The organism is Paenibacillus sp. PCH8 (assembly GCF_002968835.1).
Classification (GTDB): Bacteria; Bacillota; Bacilli; order Paenibacillales; family Paenibacillaceae; genus Paenibacillus.
Window position 1 is genome coordinate 109,881 of record NZ_PKQK01000002.1, and the last position, 17,944, is coordinate 127,824.

General features: G+C 44.0%; 13 protein-coding genes, 1 tRNA gene and 3 pseudogenes. 1 reads left to right on the forward strand and 16 read right to left on the reverse strand.

All coding sequences use genetic code 11. From position 1 onward, the window contains the following. Positions 1-7 precede the first annotated feature (7 nt). The 6 genes from C0Q44_RS13085 to nrdR all read right to left on the reverse strand — a co-directional run bounded on the left by C0Q44_RS13085 (position 8) and on the right by nrdR (position 5,763). Complete coding sequence (locus tag C0Q44_RS13085) at positions 8-1,141, reverse strand: DNA cytosine methyltransferase (protein WP_105407778.1); 1,134 nt, start codon at positions 1,139-1,141, stop codon at positions 8-10. A gap of 605 nt (positions 1,142-1,746) precedes the next feature. Then, positions 1,747-2,610 (reverse strand): IS3 family transposase, encoded by an 864-nt coding sequence (locus C0Q44_RS13090; RefSeq protein WP_146113456.1) that lies wholly within the window; start codon positions 2,608-2,610, stop codon positions 1,747-1,749. Beyond that, the gene (locus C0Q44_RS13095; RefSeq protein WP_076319340.1) at positions 2,607-2,927 is read right to left on the reverse strand and encodes a transposase; all 321 of its coding nucleotides are present in this window, start codon (positions 2,925-2,927) and stop codon (positions 2,607-2,609) included. The genes C0Q44_RS13090 and C0Q44_RS13095 overlap by 4 nt, the downstream gene beginning before the upstream one ends. Positions 2,928-3,187: 260 nt before the next feature. Beyond that, the gene (locus tag C0Q44_RS13100) at positions 3,188-4,417 is read right to left on the reverse strand and encodes a hypothetical protein (RefSeq protein ID WP_105407780.1); all 1,230 of its coding nucleotides are present in this window, start codon (positions 4,415-4,417) and stop codon (positions 3,188-3,190) included. Positions 4,418-5,037: 620 nt separating this feature from the next. Next, positions 5,038-5,110: transfer RNA gene (locus C0Q44_RS13105), tRNA-Ala, on the reverse strand. A gap of 185 nt (positions 5,111-5,295) precedes the next feature. Further along, positions 5,296-5,763: a transcriptional regulator NrdR gene (gene nrdR, locus C0Q44_RS13110; RefSeq protein ID WP_105407781.1), complete on the reverse strand. Its 468-nt coding sequence runs from the start codon at positions 5,761-5,763 to the stop codon at positions 5,296-5,298. A 115-nt stretch (positions 5,764-5,878) separates the two neighbouring features. Between nrdR and C0Q44_RS13115 the strand changes: the two genes are divergently transcribed. Next, on the forward strand, positions 5,879-6,100 hold the full coding sequence (locus C0Q44_RS13115) for an alpha/beta-type small acid-soluble spore protein (RefSeq protein ID WP_017689472.1): 222 nt from the start codon (positions 5,879-5,881) through the stop codon (positions 6,098-6,100). Positions 6,101-6,207: 107 nt separating this feature from the next. On the opposite strand, the gene C0Q44_RS13120 is transcribed toward C0Q44_RS13115, so the two are convergent. The 10 genes and pseudogenes from C0Q44_RS13120 to pnpS form a co-directional block, all read right to left on the reverse strand. Continuing rightward, entirely contained in the window at positions 6,208-6,771 is a 564-nt protein-coding gene (locus tag C0Q44_RS13120; protein ID WP_105407782.1) for a lytic transglycosylase domain-containing protein, read from the reverse strand. Continuing rightward, positions 6,768-7,364, reverse strand: coding sequence for a dephospho-CoA kinase (gene coaE / locus C0Q44_RS13125; RefSeq protein WP_105407783.1), 597 nt, complete (start codon positions 7,362-7,364; stop codon positions 6,768-6,770). The genes C0Q44_RS13120 and coaE overlap by 4 nt, the downstream gene beginning before the upstream one ends. A gap of 9 nt (positions 7,365-7,373) precedes the next feature. Next, positions 7,374-8,140 (reverse strand): annotated as a pseudogene (locus tag C0Q44_RS13130) (manganese efflux pump). A gap of 167 nt (positions 8,141-8,307) precedes the next feature. After that, positions 8,308-9,138, reverse strand: coding sequence for a DNA-formamidopyrimidine glycosylase (gene mutM / locus C0Q44_RS13135; protein WP_105407784.1), 831 nt, complete (start codon positions 9,136-9,138; stop codon positions 8,308-8,310). A gap of 120 nt (positions 9,139-9,258) precedes the next feature. Next, positions 9,259-11,912 (reverse strand): annotated as a pseudogene (polA, locus tag C0Q44_RS13140) (DNA polymerase I). A 236-nt stretch (positions 11,913-12,148) separates the two neighbouring features. Then, positions 12,149-12,808, reverse strand: a complete 660-nt coding sequence (phoU, locus tag C0Q44_RS13145; RefSeq protein ID WP_105407785.1) for a phosphate signaling complex protein PhoU — start codon at positions 12,806-12,808, stop codon at positions 12,149-12,151. 61 nt (positions 12,809-12,869) lie between these two features. Next, the gene (gene pstB / locus C0Q44_RS13150) at positions 12,870-13,625 is read right to left on the reverse strand and encodes a phosphate ABC transporter ATP-binding protein PstB (protein WP_105407786.1); all 756 of its coding nucleotides are present in this window, start codon (positions 13,623-13,625) and stop codon (positions 12,870-12,872) included. A 162-nt stretch (positions 13,626-13,787) separates the two neighbouring features. Beyond that, complete coding sequence (locus tag C0Q44_RS13155; RefSeq protein WP_105407787.1) at positions 13,788-14,924, reverse strand: methyl-accepting chemotaxis protein; 1,137 nt, start codon at positions 14,922-14,924, stop codon at positions 13,788-13,790. A 152-nt stretch (positions 14,925-15,076) separates the two neighbouring features. Next, on the reverse strand, positions 15,077-15,805 hold the full coding sequence (locus tag C0Q44_RS13160) for a response regulator transcription factor (protein ID WP_105407788.1): 729 nt from the start codon (positions 15,803-15,805) through the stop codon (positions 15,077-15,079). A gap of 116 nt (positions 15,806-15,921) precedes the next feature. Next, a pseudogene (gene pnpS, locus C0Q44_RS13165) lies at positions 15,922-17,750 on the reverse strand (two-component system histidine kinase PnpS). Between the last annotated feature and the right edge of the window lie 194 nt (positions 17,751-17,944).

A 17,944-nucleotide genomic window follows, 5' to 3' on the forward strand; every position in this document is an offset into this window, starting at 1 on the left:
AATCCCTCTATCCTATTAATCTTTCTATCTGATTAGCTAGTTCCATTGCCAAGAGTGGAGGAACAGCATTTCCAATTTGAGTCTTGATCTCATACCTATTTCCATTGAATTGAAACCAGTCTGGGAAAGACTGTATTCTCGCTCCCTCACGCGGTGTCAGTCCCCGATTTTGATTATAGTGAATACAGCGTAATCCAGATGGTGTTGAAAGATTTTTCGTAATCGTAGTACACGGTTGGTTCGGAAGTAAACGTCCATATGTATTGCTGTATCCTGACGTCAGTCTATACTTTTCTTCAAGAACTCCCTGATCAACTAAGCCATTAATGTAGTTTTTACCTTCTCCAGGTATTACATGATTTACAATAGTCTGAATTTTCTCCCCGTATAGGGCTGAAAAATGACAAGTCAAATTTTCATTATTCCCTCTCATTAGTCTTTGATAGTTGTTCACAGGGTTATTATTGAGATAATCATTTAGCTCCCCACCAGGTTCAACTATAGGTAAATCGGAAATAGCCTCCTCCAAAGATATAGTAGGGACTCCTTCTAATGCAGTTGGAAACTCCCATTCAATATCTAAATCATTTCTAATACCTATAATAAAAACTCTCTCTCTGTATTGAGGTACACCAAAGTTCACCGCATTCAAAACCCTATATTGAATGTTGTAGCCCAGTTCTTCATTGATATGTCTAAATTTATTCTCAATGTCATCAATCACAAGGTTCCCGTTTTCATCTCTCATAGAGAGCATACCTTTTACATTTTCAAAAAGGAACATGCGCGGTTCAATCATAGACAACATTCTATAATATTCGTTGTACAATTGTGCTTTATCGTCGTATTTCCTCTTTCCAATTGTACTAAAAGATTGACAAGGAGGTCCTCCTATGATCAAATCTATCTGCTCTTCTCCTATTAACTGCTCTATCTCTTCTTCTTTGAAATCCTTAATATTCTTATGAATCATATTAACATCTGGAAAATTGATGCGAAATGCTTGTGCTGCTGCTTCATCAAACTCATTAGCAAAAACTATTTCACAGTTTTCATTTCTAACAAACTCTCCGTTAATCAAACTATAGTAGAAACCAAAAGTAAGCCCTCCAGCCCCAGAAAACAAATCAACTATTCTCATACTTATCTCCTCATCGAAACCCCATTTAAACTTACATACTTTGATATTAATACATGTACCTGTTTTGTACAATACCACGTATTTTCGTAAAAATAACCTTAACTTTTAATTCAGGCTACAAAACTAAATCAAGTCCAACAGCAATTAAGTTAGTGCCACAATTGATAACTGAACTGAAATTTCAATCAAGTGTTCCCCTATTCGTTTCCATAGCCATGGACATCCTGTCTCCTCTCTCATGCTCGCCCAGAACATCAACCATAAGATGGTAAAAGAAATCCTCGGACATTCAGACATCATAGTAACCTTGGTATGTACTCTCATGTCTTACCTGTCGTTCATAAGCAGACCGCTTCGCAGTAGGGGGATATGTGTTATTTGGCTCTCACCAATAGTTGGACTTCAAACATTTAAATTGATTCGTAAATCTGGGCAATACTATGTACCACATTAGACTCACTCAATCAAAAAAATCATCAAAAACTTCCTCACTATGATTATTAGTGTGCCCCCAACCATGAAATATGGTTGGAGGCACATAACAAAAACTCGCTAAACACTCGAAACTTGGTCATACCCCTGTCAAGTAGGCAGATGAAAAAAAGCTATGCTGCCAGCGCGCATCGATATTCAATCGGTGCGCGTTGTTTGAGTTTGGCTTGAAAGCGTCGGTAGTTGTAATTGTACATGTAATCTTCCACGGCTTGTCGAATCTCGGCTTCTGAATTACACTGGTTAAGGTACAGCTTCTCTGTTTTGAGATGCGAAAAGAAAGATTCGATGCATGCGTTATCCAGGCAGGTTGCTTTGCGAGAGTGGCTGCCTTTGACGCCGAATGCTTCTAATCGTGAGTTGTACGCCTGAGACGTGTACTGGAAGCCCTGATCCGAATGGAGCACGGCTTCCCAAACGTCTCTTTTTTGTGTCCATTGTTCCACCGTATCCAATACGAGCTGAACATCGTTCCGTTTAGATATTTGCCAAGCTACAATTTCGTTGTTGAACAAGTCTTGAATCACAGATAGGTAAACGAATGTGTTTCCATTCGAAATATAAGTAATATCCGTCACCATTTTTTGCTGGGGTGCTGTGGCATGAAATTTGCGCTTCAGGCGATTCGGATAAATAACAGATGGCGTATAGCTGGACTTCTTCCGCTTCTTGCGAATGACCGATTGGATCGATAGTTCCCGCATGATTCGCCATACTTTCTTGTGATCAACGTTCAGACCAGCCTCCCAGAGCGCCGTGGTCATGCGAGGATAACCAAACTCTCGATTTGCAAAATGAATAGCCATCATGTGTTCTTTGATCTCACGCTCACGGTCTTGTCTTGCGTCTCGCTGTGGCTGAGTTGCTCGCCATTTGTAGTAACTGGAACGGGGGATTCCTGTAATCGATAATAGGCGTGTAATGCCATGCGAGCAGCGCAATTCGTCTATGATATCGTAGTTCTCCCGTTGGCTCAGTGCTTCTCCTTTACTAGATTTGGATACCGCTTTTTTAAATAATCTACCTGTGCTTGAAGGTAGTCCCGTTCTTCTTCTACACTGCTAAAGGCAGTACGAGGCCGTCCTTTCAGTGGATTCGGAACATTGTTTTTTCGCTCATCGAACGCTTCCCCGTTTTTCCATTTTTTTACCCACACCTTCAGTTGTGAACAGTTTCGAATTCCTTCGCGATCAGCGACCACCTTGTAACTTGAAGAACCTTCGACATAGGATCTAACAGCATTCAATTTAAATTCTTCGGTATACGTGTGAAATGTTTGTCCTTTTTTGGCCATAAAAATATCCCCTCCAGGTGTCACTTGAAGGGGATAATACCAACTCCTTGTGTTTAGCGAGTTTTTAAGTATGTTAACCTAAGAAAAATTCATTATAATACTATGCAAAAATAGTTTTAAACATTAAATGTGAGCAATTGATATAAGCTCAACTATAGTTCTTATTGATTTGAATTGAGCTACCACATCTTCAAAACATGTTTGAAGATGCTTTTATAGCCTTTATAGGATTTTGTGATTTCTATTTGTATTGATGATTTCTACAACTCATCATCCGAAAAATCAGTCTCTTCTTCATAATAGGATTTAGAATAGAAGTCTCCCTCAAAATCTAACAAATTAAAGTACTCCTCATCAGACAAATCAAACACTTTACATATTTTAACTTTATCATTATTCCATTTATCTAAAATGAGATTTTTACAGCTCAATGTTAAACTTAGTCCATCCATCAAATCCATATCATTAGAATCGTAATATGTCCTACTGTATATGAATTCTGATTCTAATGTAATAAAAATTGAATTCAAGAGAAATTCATCAAATGAAATGGAGGATTTTTCATCATCAAAATCATCGTAAATAGACTTCATTCTATTCATTCTTTCTATTAATCTTCTCATTTTAGCTTTGTACTCTAAATCTTGTTTTTTAATTTTCTCACGAAATTCTTCTGACTCAAAATAAGTGTAACCGAGTGCTTCAAAGATTTCACCTTGATCATTTGTGGGAGATTTAACTTTTTTACGTTTCATACTTTCCATACTTTGTTTATCATAGAAAAATTTCATTAATCTTTCGTAATCATCCAATCTTATGTCTCCATTAACATACTCCAATTTTTGTATTAACGAACCAATTAGTTCTATAATAATTGGTTCTTCCAACACCTTTATTTTGATATCCTTTATTGCATTTGAAAAGTCATGTGCTAAATCTGGATTAGGTGAAAACTTATTGGAACCTTCCTGTAAAAGTCTTTCAAATGAATATCTTTCGTTATCTAACTCGGAATTATATAAATTAACACATTCCTCAAATAGACTGTATAAAACTATTATGTCAGTATATTCTATTTTGGCTGTAAAATGAGTCAAACCATTTCGTAATGTATTCAATCTCATTAATTTAAATATAAATTTCTCATCAAATCTTTCTTCATTATAAAGATAAGCAAGTATCTCATAAGCTTTAGTAAAGGAAACAGTATGTAAGTTTTTTCCTTTTGGCATTTTTTCATTATATAGTTTTCTTTTTTTATAAGAGTTTATAACCTTTCGGTAAGAGTTGCTATCCTGCATTTCATAAATCAAAAACTCATTTCTAGACTGCAACAAATATTTAAACGTTAACTCTAGTGCATTGTGTAAATTAAGAATTAACATTTTGTAATTCTTCACATTTGAGCGATCAACAATGATATTTTGAAGATAGCTTTCTGAGACTTCCAAGGTTAATTTTATGTTATCTTCAATATCTAATTCAAACAATTCACGTACCTCCTTAATATGACTAATGAATAATTTTAAATTTATACAAATCCAAGTAACATTTTACAACTTAAAGTTATTTTTGGAAAGCATAATTTTTTAATTTCACTACTTATCTTCGTTTGTAAAAATTAAACAGACGAGTTATCTAAGATTAATAAAAAGTAATGAATTATTCTAAGCCGGCTAGAACAAAAATGATTCTTTCTCAAATGTAGATTCTGCCCATTAATTTTTTGGTTTCAGACAAATTGTCACCTCTTTCATGCTCGCCCAAAGCATCAACCCTAAGATTGTAAAAAGAAATCCTCGGACATTGAGACATGAGAGTATGTTGGATGCGTACTCTCATGTCTTACCTGCTGTTAATAAACAGACCGCTTCGCAGTACGGGGATATTTTATTCAGCTCCCAGCAATAGTTCGACTTCAATCCATCAAAGTATTACGTATATCTGGACAATATTATGTACCACATTGGAGTCACTGAATCAAAAAAAGCACTAAAAAAACTTCATTGTGACCATTCGTGTGACCACAACCATAAAAGCAAATCATTTTCTCATAGCAAAAACCCGCCAAACACTCGGAAATCCTTGTGTTTAGCGGGTTCTTTAGTTATGGAGCCTAGGGGGATCGAACCCCTGACCTCATCGCTGCCAGCGATGCGCTCTCCCAGCTGAGCTAAGGCCCCAGGATATGAAGAAGATAACTTGTCCAGCACCGCTACGTTCCACAGGCGACTCCTATATCATATAAAATCCAGCTTTCGCTGTCAATCACTTTTTCATGGTCCAAAGTGATTGGAGAAGAACAACCGATTTCACTGGCACACACGGACTGGAACCCCAGACTGCTCTTCTCCCTTTACCCACTTCACTAATCCTCCAAATCATCTTTGGACAACAGGGATTTTAGTTCTTTCATGAACATATTGATGTCTTTGAACTGGCGATATACGGAAGCAAAGCGTACATACGCTACTTCATCGACTGGAAACAGCTGTTCCATCAATAGCTCACCAATCTGGCGACTCTCAACCTCAGCATCAGCTGTATTACGCAAAGACTTCTCTACTTCGGATACCATCATCTCGAGCGTCTCAACAGAGACCGGACGTTTCTCACAGGCACGGATAAGCCCGCGGAGAATCTTGTCCCGACTAAACTCTTCCCGACTGCCATCTTTCTTGATGACAATCAATGGTGTTTCTTCAATCATCTCAAACGTTGTAAACCTTTTGGCGCACTGCTCACATTCACGACGACGCCGAATCGACTTGGATTCATTCGCTGGCCTTGAATCAAGCACCTTGGTTCCTAGATAGGCGCAATAAGGACACTTCAAATCAGATCACTTCCCACGTTTTACTTTTTACCACATATTCCCTGTACTGATTTAGTAATGAAAATCGTATTGGCGACACATAATACTTTTACCAACCGCGAGGAGGTGAACAGCAATGGCACAAAGCAATGGTAACTCCAACAACCTGGTGGTAACTAAAGCTTCCGCAGCACTCGAGCAAATGAAATATGAAGTTGCTCAAGAACTCGGAATCAGCATCCCACAAGACGGATACCAAGGTAACATGACTTCTTACGAGAACGGTTCGATCGGTGGATACATCACGAAGCGTCTGGTAACAATTGCAGAACAGCAATTGGCAGGTCAATACCAATAATATCTGCATCGTAATACGTTACACAGAGGAGCATGGAGCGGCCGGTGAACAACCGGTCTGCTCTGTGCTTCTACTTATATGTTGAACTATACAAACACGATATCCACTTAGAACGTATTATAGATCTTTACATATTGATTATAATAGTAAATGACCCTTTGTACATAGTGACGCGTCTCACCGAACGGAATATCTTTAACCGTATCGAATGAGCCATCCCATACACCATCTCGGAGCCAACTGTTAACTTTGCCCGGACCTGCATTATAGGCAGCAATCATCGCTGCTTCATTACCATCGAACTGATCCGACAGATTTCGCAGATACCATGTGCCTAACTGAATATTTCGTTCAGGCTCATGCTTCAATTCTTCGAGCGAAGTATCCGGAATTTTGGCTTGTTCCAGTATCCACTTAGCTGTATCAGGCATCAGTTGCATAAGCCCAATGGCTCCTCTTTTGGATTCCTTGCTTGTCTTGAAATTGGTCTCCACCTTGATAATCGAAGCAATTAGAAACGGATCAACCTCGTAGCTCTGGGACTGGATACGAATCTCTTCCTTATAATGAATCGGATAGAACCATGCCATCCAGTTTGTATTTAGAAATAACACTAATACAAAAGACACAAACATCAACAGCAGTACACGTTTTTTGCGTAATATTCTCATAACAGACCTTTACGCTGTAGAAATGAGTTAATCTGCTGCTCTGTCTCGGACCACAAGCTGCTGTTATCAATGACAATGTCTGCAAGCTGCTTTTTGCGCTCAATATCCATCTGTGTATCCATCCGAGCCTCAGCCTGTGCTGCAGTCATTCCATCCCGGCTCATCAAACGCTCCCGTTGCACGGATCTCGGGACATATACAACCATGACTTCCTCGAATCCGTCTTCCAGACCCGATTCATACAACAGAGGAATGTCGGATACCACAAGCTTATCCGGGTGTGCCAATGCATATGCAGCAGCCCGTTCACGCATCTCTTTACGGATCGCGGGGTGTGTGATGGCCTCCAATGCCTTGCGTTCCCCTGGATGTTGAAACACAATACTTCCTAGCTTTTTGCGATCCAGTGTTCCATCTTCATTCAGTATGGCTTGTCCGAACCGCTCAGTAGCGGCAGCCAACACGGGATGCCCGGGCATCATAACTTCCCGGGCAATAACGTCTGCATCGATGAGCAACGCTCCCTTACTGGCGAGATAGGCGGAAACACTGCTTTTGCCTGTTGCGATCCCGCCGGTTAAGCCTATATTCATTGTTTCACCTCATAACAGCTTCATTATTCCCATAATCATTAACAATAGTGCTGGCAGTATAGACAGCTTCTGCATCCAGCGCTGCGCTGCAAACCTCAGTCCAACCTTCATGCCGAGTGATAGAAATGCTCCACTAAACAGTGCAATAATGAGTGCTGTCCATAGCGTAGGGAATCCCAGAAGTGCCGCTCCCAGACCTGCTCCGAACGCATCCAGAGACAGCGCAATACCAAGCCACATCGCTTCCTGGGCAGATATACTTCCCGAGTTATCCATATCTGCCTTGGAGGGACTGCGAAGGATCTGAATGACGACCCCCAGCTTACGAAGTTCCAGTGTAAACACCATTCGTTCCAGAGAGCCGCCTGAAGCGGATTGCTCCAGATCTAGTGCAAGCACCTGATTTCTGCCTTTCGACAGCGTCTCCTGAGGTTGATCGATCCCGGTCACGGTGGTTTCTATTCTCTCACCCATTCCCTCGCCGGATTCCTGTCGTTCTTTGCCTTGCTTCCGAATAAGTTGCAATATCGACCATGCACCAATAGCTATTAGAATAACGGCTCCCACAATCGAAGCGATGTTCGGTGACACCACATGGGACAGTAGCACCCCACTTGCATCGACAAGGCAATGACCAATCCCGAGCAGATCGAAATAACAGCAATAGATAACAGTGGGATCTTCGTCCTCCGTAACCCATATGTAATCCCGACTCCAAAACCATCTAAACTAAGCGCCAAAGCAAGCGCCAACAATGAAATAAAATGATGCAGCACCCCGGATTCCTCCCCTGTGCGGTAATCGTGCCAACTGACAAAGCCAGTATGGGTATACGCCCGCTTATTTCTGCCATATCAGTATATGGAGAGAGGAATCCAAGGGTGCTATGATTTCATAAATTCATACATTCAGATCAAATTCACACATTTCAGTTACCTTTATTTCATCTCAATGGTTGGCATTTCGGACAGTAATGTGTACCACGGCCACCAACTACACTTTTCTCGATTAATGTGCCACATACTGCACAAGGCTCTGATTTGCGTCCATAAATTTTCAGTTGATGCTGGAACATCCCCATCTCGCCCTGTCCATTCACATAGGATTTAATGGAAGATCCTCCTGCATTCACCGCATCTTGCAACGTAGCCACAATGGCTTCATGGAGCACAGTTAGCTGAGCTTCGGTCAAGGTCTTGGCGATAGTCTCGGGATGGATTTCTGCGCGAAATAGAGCCTCGTCCACATAAATATTCCCGATTCCGACCACATATGCCTGATTTAACAATACAGCCTTGATTTTCGTCGTACGCTTCCCAACAGCTCCGCGAAACGCTTCCACTGTAAATGCCTCATCCAGCGGCTCCAGTCCCAGCTTCATTAATGGTTTCGATACCAGTTCTTCGCCTGCATTGAACAGATGCATTGTTCCGAACTGACGCACATCTTTATAACGTAATTCCGTTCCGTCATTAAAATGGAAGATCACATGTGTATGCTTCTCCACATCTTCGTGCTGTTCGTACACCCCGTACCTTCCTTCCATCCGCAGATGGGAGACAAGCACCAGACCGTCCAGCAAAATACGCAAAAACTTGCCTCGACGCTCCACCCCAATGACGGTATGTCCCGCGAGTTCCAGTGCAAATGCATCTATATCGTCCGGCCGCTGAATAATCCGCGGCAAGCTAACGGTAACGTGATCAATGGTCTTGCCTACAATAAGCTGATTCAATGTTCTTCTGACTGTTTCGACTTCCGGTAATTCCGGCATGTTGTTCTCACCTCCCTTATATTATAACGGAAGATGGCCCTTAGCGGGACCCTTTTCTGATGTCGAATGCATGGAAAGAGTCTATTGGAAAATACCGGAAAACCGCGCGTGGCACTTGCTCTATTTGGCTTCGTACCAGTTATCACCAAAGCTGACTTCAGCTTTCAGCGGAACCGACAGTTCCAATGCTTTTTCCATGACAGCAGGCACGAGTTCTTTCATCAATTCCAATTCATCGGCAGGTACTTCGAATACAAGTTCATCGTGCACCTGAAGCAACATACGACTCTTTAACTTGCGTTCCCGCAATGCTTCATCCATCTGTACCATGGCCAGCTTGATGATATCTGCCGCTGTTCCCTGAATCGGTGTATTCATCGCCGTACGCTCCGCGAAGGAACGCAGATTGAAGTTGCTGGCATTAATCTCTGGCAGGTAGCGACGTCGTTCCAACAACGTTTTAACGTACCCATCCTGACGAGCTTCCTTCACAATGTCGTCCATATATCGGCGCACACCCTGGAAGACTTCAAAATACTGATCGATGAACTGTGCAGCTTCTTTACGCGTAATATGAAGATTCTGAGACAATCCATAATCACTTATTCCATACACGATACCAAAGTTAACTGCCTTGGCGGAACGACGCATATCCCCATCCACATCCTCAGGCTTCACCCCAAATACATCCGAGGCAGTCTTCGTATGAATGTCCATATCATTGACAAACGCTTCCTTCAAGCGCTCATCGTCCGAAATATGGGCCAATACACGCAGTTCAATCTGAGAATAGTCTGCTGCCAAAATGGACCATCCAGGCTCGGAAGGAACAAATACCTTCCGGATTTTGCGACCTTCCTCCATCCGAATCGGAATGTTCTGCAAGTTCGGGAATTGACTGCTGAGTCTTCCCGTTGCGGCAATCGTCTGCCGATAGTACGTATGCACTTTGCCATCCCGATCGGAAATTTCTTTGAGTAGCCCCTCCACATAAGTGGATTGCAGCTTGGCAAGTTGACGATATTGCAGAATATGCTTAACCACATCATGATAAGGAGCCAATTTCTCCAACACTTCGGCATCTGTGGAATAGCCTGTTTTTGTTTTCTTCACAACTGGCAATCCCAATCTATCGAATAAAATCTCACCCAGTTGCTTCGGTGAATTCAGATTAAATTCCGTACCTGACAACTTGTAGATCTCAGCCATTAACCTGCTGATATTCTCTTCAAACTCGCTGCCCAGAGCCTGCAGATCCGCTGTATTAGCCTTGATCCCCTGCTTCTCCATATCTGCCAGAATGCGTGACAGCGGCATCTCCAGTTCGTGGAAGAGCGAGTTCATCTCGTCACCCTCCAGCGCCTGCTCCTGAAGCGGAATAATGGCTGCCACGGCAGCAGCTTTCCGGCATAAGAAATCGCTCAATATTTCTACTTCCGGCACCTTGTACTTTGCCCTTTGCCCATAACCGTGTCATCCTCGACAAGAGAAGGCAGACCATACTTGGTCGTGAGACCACTTATCGTCTGATTGGACTCGGTGGGATCAAGCAAATACGCGGCCAGCTGTACATCAAATGCCGCGCCGGCAAATTCAATGCCGTGTGCATGAAGGGCCAGATCCACACGGTGCAGATCATACCCGCGCTTAGGCTGGTCTGAATTACCAAGCCATGCCCGTACTGGAGCCGCTGCTTCAGACTGAAGCAACTCAGGAGACAGGAATGTATATGTTCCGGCAGAACCTACAGCTAGTCCAATCAGCTTCGCCTGATGTGGATTATCGCCATGGGTCTCCACATGCAGAACATCAATAGAATCCAGGGAGCTAAACAGTTCGCTAATCGTGTCTTCGGTTGCAATGGAGGATTCTACCTCGGCAGCAGGGACAGCTTCCTGATCAGAGACGATACTGCCGCTGAATGACAAGCGTTCGAGCAAGGATTTGAATTCCAGCTTGGCCAGTGCAGGGCCTGCGCTTTCTTCTTTTAATCCGGCAAATTGCATATCTTCCCATGTCTGTTCCAGAGGAACTTCCCGGTGGATCGTCGCGAGTTGTTTGCTCATCCGGGCATCTTCGGCGTGTGCCTCGATCTTCTCCTTCATTTTGCCTTTAAGCTCACTTGTGCCGTTCAGCACATCTTCTACTGATCCGAACTGGTGCAGCAGCTTCAACGCTGTTTTCTCCCCAACCCCGGGAATACCCGGGATATTATCGGATGCATCGCCCATCAGGCCCTTGAGATCAATGATTTGCAGCGGTGTCAGACCATAGCGCTCCTTAATCTGAGCAGGATCATACAGCTCAATATCGGTTACCCCTTTACGCGTCAGACCGATATGTACATGTTCAGAGGCGAGCTGTAGCATATCTTTGTCACCCGATACAACGAGCACCTGTCTGCCCGCTTCATCCGCACGTTTGGTAAGCGTTCCGATGATATCATCCGCTTCAAATCCAGCCAGCTCAAACTGTGCAATACCAAGCCCTTTCAGCAGTTCTTTGAGCAACGGGAATTGTTCCGACAACTCTGTCGGTGTCTTCTCCCGACCGCCTTTGTATTCTTGATACCCTTCGTGGCGGAACGTTATTTTGCCTGCATCAAATGCGACCATGACATGTGTAGGCTTATGCTCTTCCAACAGTCTCAGCAACATGGTGGTGAAGCCATATACCGCATTCGTATGCAGACCTTTCGAGTTGGTCAGAGGCGGCATTGCAAAAAACGCCCTGTAAATAATGCTATTTCCATCTATGAGAATAAACTTGTCCATTCCAGCACCTCGCGTATCATATGGTCAACCTCTTCAAATTACATCTACTCTCATGATACCATACCCACCAGTCACATCAAAAAGATAGCCATCTTTTTGATTCTGTTTTCATAGTAAAAAAAAGAACCTTCTCCGCAGACAGCCTGTGCACAGGCCAACCGAAAGAAAGTCCTTCATTCGTTATGAATACCGTTCTTGCCAAGCACTGATTCCCCAATTTCCAAGCCATGCTCAGCCTATTGATTCAGATCTGGACGTTTGCCTGTCACCAGGTATACCGTGCTCTCACCAATGTTGGTCGCATGATCACCAATCCGTTCAATGTATCGTCCTACCATCATCAACAGCATAGCCTGAGAAGCCTGATTCGGATGCTCTGTCATTAACGTGTAGAGATCACTAATCATGTGGCTGTACAGCTGGTCGACCTGATCGTCCGTTTGAGCCATTTTGTAGGCCAGGTCTGTATTTTCTTTCAGGAAAGATTCAATGGATTCATCAATCATGGATTTCACGATTTCTGCCATTTGCGGGATGTCCACTAGTGGTTTAATCAACTTCTGCCCGTCCATACGAAGTGTGACCTTCGCCACGTCGAGAGCAAGATCTCCCATACGCTCCAGATCACTGGAGATTTTGAATGCAACGATAATGCGTCTGAGATCCTTCGCTACCGGTTGTTGTGTAATGATCAGCTTGGAGCCAAGTTCCATAATCTTGTCTTCGAGGGCATTCAGATTCGCATCATTTTTGATGATGACCTGAGCTTTCTCCGCGTTCATCGTCTGTAAACTCTCGATAGCACCATCCAGTGCCATTCCTACATGTTCACCCATTTGCTTGAGCAGGGTGCGCAGCTCTTCAAGCTCCTGATCAAATTCTTTTCTGCGAATCATAGATTTCATGTCCTCCTTATCCATCATCTCCGGTATGCCGGGATTGTTCCAATCAGCTCGCTTAACCAAACCTTCCAGATATATAATCCTCGGTCCGGGAATCTTGCGGTGTGGAGAATAACGTCTCCGTATCAGCTGCCTCCACCACTTCGCCATTCAGGAAAAATACAGTTCGTCCAGATACCCGCGCCGCCTGGTGCATGTTGTGAGTAACCATCACGATGGTATATTTATGATGCAATTCCTTAACCAATTCCTCAATCTTCAATGTGGAGATCGGGTCGAGTGCCGACGTTGCTTCATCCATCAGCAGAACGTCAGGCTGAACAGCCAGTGCCCGTGCAATACAGAGACGTTGCTGTTGTCCACCGGACAAACTAAGTGCGGACTTTTTCAGCACATCCTTCACTTCATCCCACAGTGCAGCATGGACCAGACTTTGTTCGACCAACTGATCCAATTCAGCCTTCTGAGATACCCCATGCAAACGTGGTCCATAGGCTACATTATCATAGATGGATTTCGGGAAAGGATTCGGTTGCTGAAACACCATGCCAACCCGTTTGCGCAATGTCTCCACTTCAATCTCATTACTGTAGATATCAGAGCCATCCAGCATAACCTGACCTTCTACACGAACACCTGGAATCATGTCATTCATGCGGTTTAACGTGCGAAGCAATGTCGATTTACCGCAACCTGACGGCCCGATGAATGCAGTAACGGTTTTTTCCGGCAGATCCATCGATATATTTTTAAGCGCTTGATGCGTATCATAGTATAAATTAAGTCCTTCAATGTGAATGAGGTCCTTCATAGATGCTCACTTCTCCTTCGCTGCAGGGACAATGAAACTCCCTTTACGTTGAGACCGATACTACTGATATTCGTCATAGCTGCTCGGCCATCTTTAATATCCTACCCTCTCATTGTAAAAACAGTATCACTTTCATGTTAACGGAATGTAAAATAGACGCCATCAAACTCGATCAGCCACCATCTCATCCAGCTTCAACCGAATATGCTCTGCGATTTCTCCAGCTTTCCCGCCTTCCAGAGCAATCTCCTCTGCTATGCGGGACAGGTCTCCCACTGCACTGTTCAATTGCCGGAATGCGCCTCCTCCAGCGGTGACATGAACCGAGCTGTCGTCAATCTCTGCTCCACTTGCCTTAACCAGCTCTACCGTCTGAAGGGTCAAGCCACCAATATCTTCAAGCAATGACGACATGTTCCCTGCGACTTCACGAGTCTGTTTGGCAAGAGCACGGATCTCGCCTGCAACGATCTGAAAACCTCGTCCATATTCACCCGCATGAGCTGCTTCTATAGAGGCATTCAAAGCGAGAAGGCCGCTCTGATCTGCCAGGGATCGGATGGAATGTGCCATTCCTGAGCCTGTTTTAATCGAATTCAACATCTGCTCCGCATGTTGCCCCTGACTCTCCATATGCTGATGTACCCGGTTATAGGAAGCATCGACGTGCTTCAAACTGTCTTCCCCACGTTTGGACAATGCCAGGATCTCCCGCGCTTCGTGTGCTGTCTGATTGGCTGCATGAACCAATCTGGTGACAGCAGCATTGATTCTGGATATCTCCTGTCTACTTTCGGTTACCGTGCGTTCGCGCTCTGCCGAAGCAGCCTGTTGCAGCTTTCGGGAAAGGGACATTACATCACGCATGGTAAGCACACCAAGCAGTCTGTCCTTCTCTGTAACGAGCAGACAATCGTAGAAATGATGTTCATTCCGTCCAAGTGCGATATCAATAATCGCTGTTGCTTCCCTATGAATATCAACGATAACCGGAGCTCTATTCGCTGCTTGCATGACTGGCTTACGATAGAATAGATCTGCGGCAAATCGCCCATTTAACATTCGATATAACGTCTCTCGCATTAATAATCCGATCGGTTTCATCTGTTCATCACACAATACGATGCAAGGGAAATCCTGATTTTGATTCAGCATCGTCGCAGCCTCACCACAGGTCGTATGGATTCTGGCAACGGGAACCTGACGATAATAGTCATGCAGACGAATTACATGTTCTTCAGTAATAGCCTCTACCTCATCTTGTTTCACTACAGGTTTCGCTTCGAGCAACATAGGCATGAATGCGTAATCTCCTTTACGTATTAGCTCCGTCTAAAGATTCATTATGTAGGTATATAGTATCACTCAGACAGATACATGCTACTCCCTTTACGTAAAGAAACATCTTCCTATATGTAAAATGAACGTAAAATAAAACTCCCCAATCATTGCTAACTCGAATGATGGGGAGTTTTTCTTTTGACAACCAGTTTATAACCTACACCACGAATCGAATCAATATGAACCGATTCGGGATCCAGCTCCAGCTTTTTGCGTAATGAACTGACATGCACGTCCACGGTTCGTTGGCCTCCGATATAGTCGAAGCCCCAGACCGCGTTCATCAGATCATCCCTTGTCAGCACCACACCCGGCTTCTTCGCCAAATATAACAGTACTTCGAACTCTTTGGGACGCAGGCTGATGGATTGTCCACCCAGTGTCACTTCATACTTCAGAGGATAGATCTCCAGCTCTCCCAAAATAATGCGTGAGCCATCCTTGTCCTCCGGTTGCGGCAGATCTTCACCATTGGAATAACGTCTCAATACCGCATCCACTCTGGCTAGTAACTCAGATACGCCAAACGGTTTGGTAATATAATCATCGGCACCTGATTTCAGCCCCTGTACAACCTCAGCTTCACCGTTCTTCGCCGTCAGAATGATAACGGGTGTACTGACACCCTGAATTCTTAACTTGCTCAGAATGTCCAGACCATTCATGCCTGGAAGCATCAGATCGAGCAAAATGAGATCAAAGTCCTGAGACAAAGCTAGGTCATATCCTGTAGATCCGTGATCTTCAGCTGTAACGTCATAACCTTCCTGTGTCAGGTTATACGTAAGTAATCTCGATAATGTAGGTTCATCTTCAATAACTAGCAAACGCTGTGCCATGATACCCCTTCTCTCTCCATAGGTTGTCTGTTGCCACAACACTTTTTCTATCATAGCACTTAATTGTTAACGGGGTGTAAAACAAACCAACCTTTTTACATTTTGCTCTCAAAAATCTACAACTCTTCGTCCTGTATTAATGGAAGGATAACGCGGAACGTTGTTCCCATACCCAATTCACTTTCTACAGACAATTTGCCATGATGCAATTCCACCAGATGCTTAACGATGGAAAGTCCAAGGCCAGTCCCCCGGAATTACGGGATCTGCCTTTGTCTACCCGATAGAAACGTTCAAAGATTCGTGGCAAATCTTTCTTGGGTATGCCAATCCCCGTATCTGACACGGCAAATACGACTTGTTCATCCTCATCGTCAGGGTCCATCGTAACGGTCAACTTCACCCTTCCACCCTCGGAGATATAATTAATACCGTTGGATAACAGATTGATAAAGATCTGCTTCATCTTATCCTCATCCGCTTCAATGTACAGTTCTTCTGGAACATTCATTTCCAGACGAATCTGTTTTTTCTCCGCTACTTTGGACAAGGTGCCCAACACCATTTCGAAGAAAGAATACACGTGAACAGGTGAGCATTGCAGCGGCGCACGTTTGGATTCAATTTTGGATAATTCCAGAATATCCCCAATTAACCGGTTAAGCCGGTCTCCTTCATCATAGATAATTTTCAGGAATGAACGCTCTGTCTCCTTATCCTGCACCCCGCCACTAAGCAAGGTTTCGGCAAACCCTTTCACCGCAGCAACAGGTGTCTTGAGCTCATGAGAGACATTCGCGACGAACTCACTACGCATCGACTCCAACCTGCGAATCGCTGTCACGTCCTGCAAAAGGAATAACATGCCTCGATATCCGCCATCATCTTCGGACATCGGTACTCCGTCAATACGAATCAGTCTCTCTTCCGGGTTGAACACACTTACTTCTTCATGCATCCGTTCTCTAAGTGCAACACTCTCTTCAATGGTACGAGTTAACTCATAGTGTCTTTTAAGTTCAATATAAGGCTTACCGGTAACTTTCCCCGCCTGAATACCCAGCATACGCTCCGCTTCCCGATTGACGAGTGCAATGGATTGCCCTGCATCAATCATCACAATACCTCCGGTCATATTCGCCAGGACACTCTGCAGCAGCGCTTCATTGTCACGGATTGTTTTGAGTTGAGACTGCAGGCTGTCTGCCATGCCATTAATCGCAAGTCCAAGCTGCCCGATCTCATCCTTGCGCGTCACATCAACTCTCGCATCGTATTCCAGTTTGGTAATCCGGTGGGCTACTTTCGTAATATGCTCAATTGGAGAGGTTAACCCCCGCGCTACCCGGTAGCTAACCAACGCCACAATTAGAAACAGCAATCCAAGTGCAGCGAACATAATCATCCATCCACGTTGAAGTCCCTGATCCACGGCCTGCAAACTCATGGACAGACGAATATAACCGTCAAATTTGCCGCTCGGCATCTCAATCATATCACTCTGGTCCGAATTCACAGGAAGTGCTACATATAACATGTCCTGTCCCAACGTCTCACTGTAACGAATAGACTGCCCGTATCCATCTCCAACGGCACCCTTAATCTCCTCCCGGTTCAAGTGATTATCCATCGACGCCGGATCACTCTCGGAATCTCCAATGACCATACCGTCTTTATTAATAAACGTTACCCGGGAATCGGTCAGCCGATCCAACTCCAGAGCCCGATCTGAATAATACTTCCGTGTTTCCGGCGAAGTTGGGTCACTTGCATCATGAAACGGGAACGTTGCTTTGAGCAAATTAATCTCGCGCACCATCGTTTGCTCCAGTGCGGTAGTATGGGTGGTCTTAAATACTCTGCCCATCGTATATCCAGCCACAATGACGGATACGCCGATCAGCACCATCATAATGATGGCCAGACGAATTCGGAACGGTCTCATCTATCTCTTCCTTTATGTTCAAATTAATATTTACGGACTCGCTAATGAATCCAGTTCTCTTCGGTCCCCACGGGTGCTTCCTCCCCAAGTGTAATCGCTCGATCTATCATATCACAGATCATAGGACTTCCAATGGTTTCAATCAGAGCTTACAGCGCGCTACTCTACAGCGGCTTTTGGTAAGGCTAGTGATA